Source organism: Fructilactobacillus sp. X2R6C1 (genome assembly GCF_059901295.1).
Genome location: NZ_JBWXUZ010000006.1, coordinates 1 through 11,827, shown reverse-complemented (window position 1 = coordinate 11,827; position 11,827 = coordinate 1). Strand labels below are relative to the sequence as shown.

Here is an 11,827-nt window from a genome sequence, read left to right as displayed (position 1 = left end):
ATAAGAAGATGAAAAAAGTAACTAAAGCTGTTATTCCTGCCGCTGGTTTAGGAACAAGATTTTTACCTGAAACGAAAGCACTTCCAAAGGAAATGTTACCAATTGTTGATATTCCAACCATTCAATACATTGTTGAAGAAGCTAAGGCTTCTGGAATCAAAGACATTGTCATTGTGATTGGTAAGGGCAAGCGTGCCATTGAAGATCATTTTGATTCAAACGTAATGCTTGAAGAAAACCTTGAAAAAAAGGGTAAAGAAAAGATGCTCAAGTCAATTCAGAAGACTAATGATATGAACATTTACTTTATTAGACAATCTTATCCACGTGGACTTGGCGACGCTGTTTTAACGGCCAAAAGTTTCATTGGAAATGATCCATTTGTGGTTATGCTTGGAGACGACTTGATGGAAGATACGACTCCGCTCACCAAACAATTGATGAATAGTTACGAAAAGACGGGAGCTTCAACCCTTGCCGTTATGAAAGTCCCTCATAAGGAGACTTCTAAATACGGAGTAATTGAACCAGTTAGCGAGGTTTCAAAGGGACTTTATAATGTGAGAAACTTCGTTGAAAAGCCAGATCCTAAGGACGCTCCTAGTGATTTAGCAATTATTGGACGTTACTTGTTAACTCCACAGATCTTTGACGTTTTGGAACACACTAAGCCAGGTAAGGGGAATGAAGTTCAGCTAACCGATGCCATCAATACCTTAAATCAAACTCAAAGAGTGTTTGCTCATGAGTTTAAGGGTGATCGTTACGATACCGGCAATAAGCTTAGCTGGCTTGAGACTAACATTACCTTTGGTTTAAAACACCCTGAAATTGAGCAAGAATTACGTGAATACATTAAGAATCTTGGTCAAAAGCTGACTAAGGAAGACGAACAACAGAAAAATTAGATTAAAATGCCGACTTTTGCCGGCATTTTTTATTTTGAAGTATAATGATTAAACATTTAATTCAGTTTATGATAATATAATTTTGTACAATTGATATTAGTCAAGGAGGTTTTTGGTTATGAAAATTAAATTAGGTGGACTACCAGTATCATGGTTAATGGGTGATGATCAACCAAAGGTTGGAGATTATCTACCAAAATTTACCGTAAAAAATGCTGAAGGGAAAGATGTTACGACTGATGATTTAAAGGGTCAGACAACGTTGATTAGTGTGGTTCCTAACTTAAAGACAAAGGTATGTAGTTTAGAAACTGCTCGTTTTAACCAGGAAGCATCAAAGTTTAAGGGAATTAAATTTGTTACCATTTCAAATAACCCAATTGAATACCAAAAAAATTGGTGTGCCGCTCATGGTGTCAACAACATGGAAATTCTTTCTGATTTTAATGGTTCATTTGGAAAAGCCATGCACTTATACATCCCGGCTTTTGGTCACTTAGCTCGGGTGGTTTACTTGGTAAATGCTGAAGGCAAAATTTTGTACTGCCAAGCAGTTCCAGAAATTACTCATCAACCAAACTATGAACCAGTTCTTGACGAGTTAAAGAAAGTAACAAACAATAAATAATGATTGAGGCGATATAATGGCAAAAAAGTATGATGTAATTGTAATCGGTGCTGGTCCAGCCGGAATGACGGCGGCATTGTATGCATCACGAGCCGAACTATCTGTATTAATGCTTGATCGTGGGATCTATGGTGGACAGATGAACAACACTGCCGAAATTGAGAATTATCCTGGATTTAAATCAGTCTTAGGACCAGATCTATCTAAAAAAATGTACGATGGGAGTACTCAGTTTGGTGCTGAGTATGGCTACGGAACCGTTACTGGCATTGACATTGATGGCGATAAGCGGATTGTTAAGACTGAAGACGGTGACTATGAGGCTCCTTCTGTAATTATTGGTGCTGGTTCTGAGTACAAGAAACTCGGGGTTCCCGGTGAGCAAGATTACAGTGGAAAAGGTGTTTCTTACTGTGCGGTTTGTGATGGCGCCTTCTTTAAAGGCGAAGACGTTGTTGTCGTTGGTGGCGGTGACTCTGCGATTGAGGAAGCTACTTATCTATCCAATATCGTAAAGCACGTTACGGTCATTCACAGACGTGATCAACTTCGGGCCCAGAAGATTCTGCAGAAGCGGGCCTTTGATAAGGACAATATCGATTTTGTCTGGAACAGTAACGTTACTGATATTGAAGGTGACGGTCAAAAAGTAACCGGGGTTGCGATTAAAAACAATCAGACCGGTGAAACTTCAAATATCAAAGCTTCTGGTGTCTTTATTTACGTTGGTATTTTACCAATGACTGATGCGTTCAAGAACCTTGGAATTACTGATGAACAAGGTTGGATTGACACCGATGATGAAATGAAGACTAAGATTCCCGGTGTCTTCGCGGTTGGTGACGTACGAAAGAAACATCTACGTCAAATCACGACTGCGGTCGGCGATGGCGGAACTGCAGGTCAGGGCGTCTTCAATTACGTCGAAGAGCTGAAAACTAAAGATTAAACGAAAAAGAGCAGAGTCGATCTGCTCTTTTTGTATGGAAGCTTTGGTCTAATTGCTTTGCGAAAGTATGTTCGTATGCTAGAATTATTATAAGTAATGGGAGAAAGTTAATACTTTCTCCTTTTTTTCCGAGTTTAAGAAGAGGTGCCAATATGATTAAAAAAACGAATAATAATTTTGACCTAGTTTCGAAATTTACTCCAACTGGTGATCAGCCGGAAGCCATTAAGGAATTGACTCAAGGAATCAAAAATGGAGATCGTGATCAGGTCCTTTTGGGTGCTACTGGAACTGGTAAAACCTACACCATGGCAAATGTCATTAAGAACATTAACAAGCCAACGCTGGTTTTATCGCACAATAAAACTTTAGCTGGGCAACTTTATAGTGAGCTCAAGCAGTTGTTTCCTAATAATGCGGTCGAATATTTTGTGAGTTATTATGATTTTTATCAGCCTGAGGCCTATGTTCCTTCCAGTGATACCTATATTGAAAAGGATGCTTCGATTAATGACGAGATTGATCAACTCCGCCACGCAGCAACGAGTGCTCTACTAGAACGAAACGATGTTATCGTTGTGGCTTCAGTTTCCTCAATCTTTGGTTTAGGAAGTCCAAAAGAATATCAGGACCATACGGTTTCGTTGCACGTTGGACAACAACTAGAGCGCGATGTCTTTTTGCGTCAGTTGGTTAACATTCAATTCGATCGAAACGACATTGATTTTCAACGTGGTCGCTTTCGTGTACATGGTGATGTAGTAGAAGTCTTTCCGGCTTCTAGAAATGAACATGCCTACCGGATCGAATTTTTCGGTGACGAGATTGACCGAATTACTGAAGTTGACACGTTGACTGGTGAAGTTATCGGTGAACGAAAACAGATTACAATTTTTCCTGCCACTCACTTCTTGACTAACAAGGAAACGATGGATGTGGCTTTACCTGAAATCAAGGATGAAATGGTAAAACAGGTTGCTAACTTTGAGAAAAAGGGCAAACTACTTGAAGCTCAAAGATTGAAGCAACGGACCACCTATGACATTGAAATGATGCGTGAAATGGGATATACAACTGGGATTGAGAATTATTCTCGTTATATGGACCGCAGAAAACCTGGCGAAGCTCCATACACATTATTGGACTTTTTCCCCAAAGATTATTTGATGTTCATTGATGAATCACATCGAACGGTTCCGCAAATCGGTGGAATGTTTAACGGTGATAAGGCTAGAAAGCAGCAATTAATTGATTATGGATTTAGACTTCCCAGCGCGCTTGATAATCGACCATTAAAGTTACCTGAGTTTGAAAAACGGGTTAATCAAGTAGTTTATATGTCAGCCACTCCGGGTCCATATGAAGAGGACAAGACTAATCACGTTGTCCAACAAATTATTCGTCCAACTGGACTACTTGATCCAACCGTTGAAGTTCGTCCCACGAAAGATCAAATGGATGATTTGGTTGGTGAAATCAATAAACGAGTTCAAAATAACGAACGTACCTTCGTTACGACCTTAACCAAGAAGATGGCAGAAGATTTAACCGATTATCTAAAAGATTTGGGAATTAAAGTAAAATACTTGCACAGTGATATTAAAACCCTCGAAAGAACCCAAATTTTACGTGATTTGCGTTTGGGTAAGTTTGATGTTTTAGTTGGAATTAACCTGTTGCGTGAAGGGATTGACGTTCCCGAAACATCATTGATTGCAATCTTGGATGCTGATAAGGAAGGCTTTTTGCGTGACAAACGTTCCCTTGTACAAACAATTGGAAGAGCAGCTCGTAATTCACACGGACATGTTATTATGTACGCGGACAACGTTACCGATTCGATGAAGTACGCGATGGATGAAACTGCCCGTCGTCGTTCCATTCAGATGAAGTACAATCAGGAACACAACATTACCCCTAAGACCATTATCAAACCAATTCCTAAGGCCATTTCTGCGTATAAACAGGGCGAGAAAAACAACGATGATAATACTAATGGAAGCTTTGTTGAATCCGATTTTGACCAAATGAGTGCTAAGGATCAAAAGGAAATGATTGATAATTTAGAGGACGAAATGAGAGCTGCAGCCAAAAAACTTGATTTTGAGCAAGCTGCTAACTTAAGGGATACCGTGATGCAGCTTAAGGGTGAGAAAAAGAAAAAGTGAGGTGGTTAGATGGCAAATGACGTCATTAAAATTAAAGGCGCCCGTGAACATAATCTAAAAGACGTAAATGTTGATGTCCCCAAGAATAAAATGGTGGTAATGACCGGTTTATCTGGTTCAGGTAAGAGTTCTTTAGCTTTTGATACTCTGTATGCTGAAGGTCAACGTCGTTATGTCCAGAGTCTTTCCTCTTATGCTAGACAATTTTTGGGTCAAATGGATAAACCTGACGTTGATTCGATTGAGGGACTTAGTCCAGCCATTTCAATTGATCAGAAAACAACTTCAAAAAATCCTCGTTCAACCGTTGGAACTGTCACTGAGATTAATGATTATTTACGTTTATTGTGGGCAAGAGTTGGGACGCCAATTTGTCCAAATGATGGAACGGTCATTACTAGTCAATCCGTCGATCAAATGATTGACGAAATCATGGCCCTCCCTGAACGAACTAAATTGCAGATTATGTCACCAGTGGTCCGTGACAAAAAGGGGCAACACAAAAAAGTTTTTGAAAAGATTAAGCGGGAAGGCTTTGTAAGAGTCCGAGTAGATGGTGAAATCCATGATGCGACCGAAGATTTTGATTTAGATAAAAATAAGCGTCATAACATTGACGTGGTAGTGGACCGAATTGTCGTTAGAGACGGGATTAATTCACGATTGTCAGATTCACTTGAGACAGCTTTACGTCTAAGTGATGGATATGCCATTGCCGACTTTCTTGGTAAGCGAGAGCCGATGGTGTTTTCGGAACATTACTCTTGTCCGATTTGTGGTTTTACGGTTGGGAAACTTGAACCACGTCTTTTTTCATTTAATGCCCCATATGGAGCATGTCCTGAGTGTGATGGATTAGGAGTTAAGTTGGAAGTCGATAACGATTTAGTGGTCCCAGATCAAGATAAGACGCTTAATGAGGGAGCAATTGAACCATGGAATCCAATTAGCTCAAAATACTATCCAGCAATGTTAGAGCAGGCTTGTAAAGCCTTTAATATTGATATGGATACTCCATACCGTAAATTACCAAAGAAACAGCGTGATCTATTGATGAATGGTTCCAAGGGGAAAACGTTCCATTTTCACTACAAGAGTGATTTTGGTGGAGTTCGTGATGTTGATGCTCCCTTTGAAGGAGTCCTTAACAACGTTAAACGCCGTTATCATGAAACCAACAGTAATTTCACTCGAGAACAAATGGAAAAGTACATGACAGAATTAACTTGTCAGACTTGTCATGGGTACCGATTAAACGAAAAGGCTTTGGCAGTTAAGATTAATGGCAAACACATTGGGGAAGTTTCTGATATGAATATTGCCGATGAACGCCAATTCTTTAGTAAGCTTACTTTTGGTGAACAAGATACGGTTGTTGCTCATCCAATTATTAAGGAAATCTGTGACCGACTGGAATTTTTGGAAAACGTTGGATTAAATTACCTGACCCTTTCCAGATCAGCACGGACACTTTCTGGTGGTGAAGCCCAAAGAATTCGGCTTGCTACTCAGATTGGTTCAAATCTTTCAGGAATTTTGTATGTACTTGATGAACCATCCATTGGTCTTCATCAGCGTGATAATGATCGGTTAATTAAGTCCCTGAAAAAAATGCGTGATTTAGGTAATACATTGGTCATTGTTGAACATGATTCAGATACGATGCGTTCAGCCGATTATTTAATTGATGTTGGCCCAGGAGCAGGAGAGAAGGGTGGTAAGATTGTTGCCACCGGTACTCCAGAACAAGTGGCTCAAAATCCGAAATCATTAACTGGTCAATATCTCTCTGGAAAGAAGTTTATTCCCGTTCCCTTAAAACGACGAAAGGGGAACGGCAAAAACGTCACCCTAAAGGGTGCTTTAGAAAATAATCTCAAAGACATTAACGTTAAATTTCCACTTGGTAAGTTTGACGTGGTGACGGGAGTTTCTGGTTCCGGAAAGTCTACGTTGGTTAATGATATCTTAAAACGAGCCTTGGCCCAGAAGCTGAATCATAATTCGGAAAAACCAGGTAAGTATAAATCAATCACTGGATGGAAGAACATTGAAAAACTAGTAAGTATTGATCAAAGTCCGATTGGCCGAACCCCTCGAAGTAATCCAGCTACATACACTGGAGTCTTTGATGATATTCGGGGCTTGTTTGCCCAAACTAACGAGGCCAAGCTTCGCGGTTATAAAAAGGGACGGTTTAGTTTTAACATCAAGGGTGGTCGTTGTGAGACTTGTCATGGTGATGGAATCTTGAAGATTGAGATGAACTTTCTACCCGATGTTTACGTTCCGTGTGAAGTTTGTCATGGAAAACGGTATAATTCTGAAACGCTTGAGATTCAATACAAGGGAAAAAATATCGCTGAAGTTCTTGACATGACCGTGAATGAGTCGTTAGAGTTTTTCAAAGCCATCCCAAAGATTACGCGAAAGTTGCAGACCATTTCTGACGTGGGACTTGGTTACGTGAAATTAGGTCAACCAGCTAATACCTTGTCAGGTGGAGAAGCACAACGAATGAAGTTAGCTTCTGAACTCCATAAGCGTTCAACTGGAAATAACTTTTATATTCTTGACGAACCCACCACGGGACTTCATACTGATGACATCAAACGATTAATTGGGGTCCTTTCTAAATTAGTTGATAAGGGAAATACCGTTCTGATCATTGAACACAATTTAAACGTTATTAAAGAGGCTGACCACGTGATCGACTTAGGTCCAGAAGGTGGCGCTGCCGGCGGATACGTGGTTGGAACCGGAACACCCGAACAGATTGTTAAACTGAAAAATAGTTATACTGGTGAATATTTAAAACCCGTCCTAGAGCGTGACACCAAGCGAACCATTGAGGCCGAAAAGCATCAGTAAAATTAGATGTGGTAAAATATGGTTGTAACAAACAATTGGAGGTCATATTTATGATGTACGAAGATAAAAAATGGGGATTTGATTGGTTTGAATGTCTATTTGGTGTTGTCTTATTATTAGCCGCCGTTTTGATGTTCTTCCACCCAACTGCTAGTGCTGCTGTCTTGGCGATCATATTCGCCGTCGTTGCATTAGTTGCCGGAGTAAAATCAATTTGGGTCTACCGAAAGTTAAGTCAAGAAATTGGCTATCGAAGTTTTACGATGTTAATTGGTGGTGCGATTGAAATCTTGTTAGCACTATTGTTCCTGTTTAACATTCACGCTGGGACCTTTACCCTAGGGATCCTATTTGCAGTTTGGATTCTGGTTTACTCAATCTGTCAGTTGATTGTAGTTGATCACATTCGTAATTTTAACGGTGGGGTCTTCTGGACATCACTTGTTTTTGATCTTATTACACTATTTTTAGGAATTTTCTTACTGTTAGACCCAAGTCTAGCTGCTAAGGTTTTAGCTATAATTGTGGGAATTGTCCTGTTAGTGGCAGGAATTAACATGATTATGCTGGCATTTGCTCATAAACTATAAAATTAATTAAGACACCTTAAATTAATGAGGTGTCTTTTTTTGGATTAATTCTTAATTAATATCTTAATGGGGGAAGTCTTTACTAGTTATTATTTTACAGGCATGATACTATTATATTGAATTATTAATCAATATTAGGAGGGTCATTATGAAGAATTTACTTTTAGGTTTTAGTTTGGGTGCAAACATCGTGTTAGGTTACTTAGTACTTGAAGATCGTTATGATTTAGACGATATTGCTGACCGCATCGATAACTTGAGTGACGTTGCCCAAGGTAAGGCACAGCAAATTAAGGGTGCTATCTCTGGTGACACCATGGATAAGATCAAAGGTGACCTACAAAGCAGTAAGGGGAACTTTATGAACAAAGCCCAAGATGTTAAAGATGACATCGACAGTGACCTTGATAACGAATAATTAGATAGGAAAAAAGCAATTTGCAATAATAAAGTGTCGTATAATATTTAGATTTTTTATATAAATCTATACTTCTAAGGATTCATACCGATTTAAATTGGTATGAATCCTTTTTTTTAGAAATTCGTTTATCATCAAACCGTTTGAAGAGAGTTATTCACTAGCGAGAGTTGTTCTAACTCTTTCGGATAATTAAGGCTTTTTACACATTAAGAGAATAATGAATGTGAATTTAATTATAATTAATATAATGTGATTTCTTTTATAATTTTATTCACAAACAGCCACGTAATCCAGTAAAAACCAATGTTGGTAAACATCACAAGGAATGATTTTATGTTTTGCTAATGATTTATTAGTAAATTAATTTTCACGGTAATTCTCACATAGTGCGATTAAACGGGGCTGGCGGAGCATCTTGTTGCTATACTTGGCGTTGAATTTGGCTGTCATTTTCATTATGTACAATCACTAATTAACATTTAAAATTATTATTAGGAAAAAGTAAGAATTACGTTGCTATCATTGGACATACACGGCTAATGTTACAAAACCATTACGATTTTTCGTTTTATTTACACACAATGAGAAACAATTACCTCCATGCATTGGTTAATCGTGAAAAACACTGCCATGTATGCCTTTGTTTTACTCATATTGTATAAAATACGATTGTGTTCAATTTAATTTCAGATTGTGCAATAATTACTTAAGGCTAAGTAGGCCGGTAAGTATAGATTAATTTGAAATTAGAAGGGCAGGTTTTTATTTATATGTTTAATCGTGATAGCAAAACACATTATAAGATGTATAAGGCTGGTAAACGATGGCTGTTCAGTGCAATTACAGTCACGATGTTTTCAGCCGGGATTTCAGGCGGAATCCTTATGTCTAACCAACATAATGTGAAAGCGGACGTTACTAACAACACTCAGATGAATTCACAAAATAGTGATTCGTCTGATAAGCAAGTAACAGTACCGCAAAATCAGACTACCAATGATTCGGCAACTGAACAGAACGTCATCAAGAGTGATGAGGCAGCAAATACACAGGCTAATTCATCACAAAACGACACAACTGATCAAAATGTTACCAAGAATGATGATGTTTCAGCTAAGCAGACCGACTCATCACAAAATAAGTCCTCTGATGAAAACATAGCCAAAAATAATGACACCACATCAGATAAGCAGACTGACCAAAGTGCCACTAAAAATAATGATGCATCTGACCAAAAGAAAGATGCCGCACAAGATCAATCAGCTGACAAGCAGACTGACCAAGACGCCACCAAGAACGACGATGCTTCTAACCAGAAGAAAGATGCCACACAGGATCAATCAACTGATAAGAAACCTGACTCTGATGCCACTAAACAAGACGCAACTAAGAATGATGGCACTACTAGTAAAGTAGCCGATGCATTAAAAGATCAATCAGCTGATCAAAATTCCGATCAGAAAGCAACTACAAGTGATAACGCAGTAAACAAGCAAGACGCTGCGGTAGATGCTAACCAAAAGGCTGATGATCAAGCAGCAGCCATGAAGCAAACGGCGGCAGCTTTAGCCACCGATGATGGTCAAGCTAAAGTTGCAACTACCAATTTTGCCGAAAGACAACCATTCAACGTTGACATGCAAGATCCAGATTATAAGACACTAGGAGTTCCTTGGGTCGATCCTGATGAAGAGCACTATACTTACGGATATGTAAGTGTTAATGCCCCAGAAGGCACAACCAAAGTTAAGTGGTTAGTTTGGTCAACTGATCGTAATGGTGATGGAACTGTTTATGTAAACGAAATTGATGCTGATGGTAATGTAATTGGAACTTATCTATTAAAGGATAATGGTACAACTTTGTCTTCCACTAACGTTGATGGATTGCATTACTACAAGTGGGATGATCATAATACTGGAGTTGGTTTCAATGCCGACCAACCAGATGGTTATTCACTTATTAAAGAGTGGTTCTATAACAATTCTAGTGATAGTGCTGTTCCACTTGGTCAGATGTCAATTATAACTCCAGAGGTTGTTGATCAAGTAGTTACATGGACTAACCGTGATACCGGGCAAGTAATGGTTACTAAAACTTACAAGGGAATTGCTGGTCAACATTATACGATAAGTGGATTACCACCAGAAATCCCAACCACTTATTATATTTCTACACAACCTACTAACGCGTCCGGCTCTGTTTCAAACTTTGGTGTTCCTGGTACTGTGTGGACTGAATATTATAGAGAGGGTTATCGTCTTGTTTATACTGAGACTGATGATCATGGTGGTATGAAAGTTCAACTCTTTGATAAAGATGGTAATTTAATTCAAGGTAGTGATGGTCAAGATACTTATTACATTGATGCAAATTATATGTATGATCCTGCTAACAAGCAGTATTCTTGGAGTATTGATGGATACGGTAGAATTATCCTTTTGTCAATTTATGTGCCACAATCACGGAAAATTGACTTTGGAGTTGCTCAACTGGGAAAATTAGTTCCAGTTGATTCCAATGGCAATCCAATTGACAATGGATCCCATGATGTTCCATACGAAACGCAACCAGACGATCCTACTAAAGCACAACAACCTCAATTACCCAATATTCCTGGCATGATTCCAATGGACCCCCATGATCCAAGTCAACCATTAAAGCCAGGTCCAGATGGGACTTATCCATACCCAATTACGGATCCCGGTTCAGACACTAAAGTTCCTTATGGTCCTGCTACCAGTCAAGTGACTGATAATAGTGGTCAAGGTACCATTACCGTTCACTACAAGGACGCTAACGGCAACACTGTTTCACCAGATAAGCAAGTCAGCGTTCCGTTCACAAGAACCGGGACTAGAGATAATGAGACTGGTAACATCACTTGGGGCGATTGGGAACCAGCAGGAGATGCTCATCCAGTAATCACTTCACCAACCGTTCCTAATATGACTCCTGATCAGCCAACGGTTACTGGAACCGCCACTGAAGGTAAAGATGATGTGCATACCGTTATCTACAGTGACACCCTAACAACAGTAACTGATAATAGTGGTAAGGGAACCGTGACCGTTCACTATGTTGATGTTAATGGGAAGACCATGGCAAAAGACCAGGTTGTTACCGTTCCATTTACTAGAACGGGGACTAAGAACGAAAAGACTGGTTCAATTACTTGGGGTGACTGGAAGCCAGCCGATAACGCTAACCCAGTCATTAATTCTCCCAAAATTACTGGTTACACACCAAGTCAAGCTAGTGTAACGGGTGATGCTGCTGAAGGAAAAGACGA

8 protein-coding genes are annotated in these 11,827 nt (G+C 39.2%); all 8 read left to right on the top strand.

Features of this window, described 5'->3' with window-relative positions; all coding sequences use genetic code 11:
• Positions 1–8 precede the first annotated feature (8 nt).
• Entirely contained in the window at positions 9–908 is a 900-nt protein-coding gene (gene galU / locus AC6UDF_RS06730; RefSeq protein ID WP_500694438.1) for a UTP--glucose-1-phosphate uridylyltransferase GalU, read from the top strand.
• A gap of 118 nt (positions 909–1,026) precedes the next feature.
• The gene (locus AC6UDF_RS06725) at positions 1,027–1,536 is read left to right on the top strand and encodes a thiol peroxidase (RefSeq protein ID WP_500694437.1); all 510 of its coding nucleotides are present in this window, start codon (positions 1,027–1,029) and stop codon (positions 1,534–1,536) included.
• Between the two features lie 16 nt (positions 1,537–1,552).
• Positions 1,553–2,485: a thioredoxin-disulfide reductase gene (gene trxB / locus AC6UDF_RS06720; RefSeq protein ID WP_500694436.1), complete on the top strand. Its 933-nt coding sequence runs from the start codon at positions 1,553–1,555 to the stop codon at positions 2,483–2,485.
• 152 nt (positions 2,486–2,637) lie between these two features.
• Positions 2,638–4,653, top strand: coding sequence for an excinuclease ABC subunit UvrB (uvrB, locus tag AC6UDF_RS06715; protein ID WP_500694435.1), 2,016 nt, complete (start codon positions 2,638–2,640; stop codon positions 4,651–4,653).
• 9 nt (positions 4,654–4,662) lie between these two features.
• Positions 4,663–7,524: an excinuclease ABC subunit UvrA gene (gene uvrA, locus AC6UDF_RS06710; RefSeq protein ID WP_500696823.1), complete on the top strand. Its 2,862-nt coding sequence runs from the start codon at positions 4,663–4,665 to the stop codon at positions 7,522–7,524.
• Positions 7,525–7,574: 50 nt separating this feature from the next.
• Positions 7,575–8,114, top strand: coding sequence for an HdeD family acid-resistance protein (locus tag AC6UDF_RS06705; protein WP_500694433.1), 540 nt, complete (start codon positions 7,575–7,577; stop codon positions 8,112–8,114).
• Between the two features lie 148 nt (positions 8,115–8,262).
• The gene (locus AC6UDF_RS06700) at positions 8,263–8,532 is read left to right on the top strand and encodes a CsbD family protein (protein ID WP_500694432.1); all 270 of its coding nucleotides are present in this window, start codon (positions 8,263–8,265) and stop codon (positions 8,530–8,532) included.
• A gap of 773 nt (positions 8,533–9,305) precedes the next feature.
• Positions 9,306–11,827, top strand: a 2,522-nt coding sequence (locus AC6UDF_RS06695; RefSeq protein WP_500694431.1) for a mucin-binding protein, incomplete at its 3' end; no start/stop codon positions are given.

Coding starts and splice junctions, on each gene's coding strand:
- AC6UDF_RS06725 (WP_500694437.1), top strand. CDS start 1,027: ATGAAAATTAAATTAGGTGGACTACCAGTATCATGGTTAATGGGTGAT.
- uvrB (WP_500694435.1), top strand. CDS start 2,638: ATGATTAAAAAAACGAATAATAATTTTGACCTAGTTTCGAAATTTACT.
- galU (WP_500694438.1), top strand. CDS start 9: ATGAAAAAAGTAACTAAAGCTGTTATTCCTGCCGCTGGTTTAGGAACA.
- AC6UDF_RS06700 (WP_500694432.1), top strand. CDS start 8,263: ATGAAGAATTTACTTTTAGGTTTTAGTTTGGGTGCAAACATCGTGTTA.
- trxB (WP_500694436.1), top strand. CDS start 1,553: ATGGCAAAAAAGTATGATGTAATTGTAATCGGTGCTGGTCCAGCCGGA.
- uvrA (WP_500696823.1), top strand. CDS start 4,663: ATGGCAAATGACGTCATTAAAATTAAAGGCGCCCGTGAACATAATCTA.
- AC6UDF_RS06705 (WP_500694433.1), top strand. CDS start 7,575: ATGATGTACGAAGATAAAAAATGGGGATTTGATTGGTTTGAATGTCTA.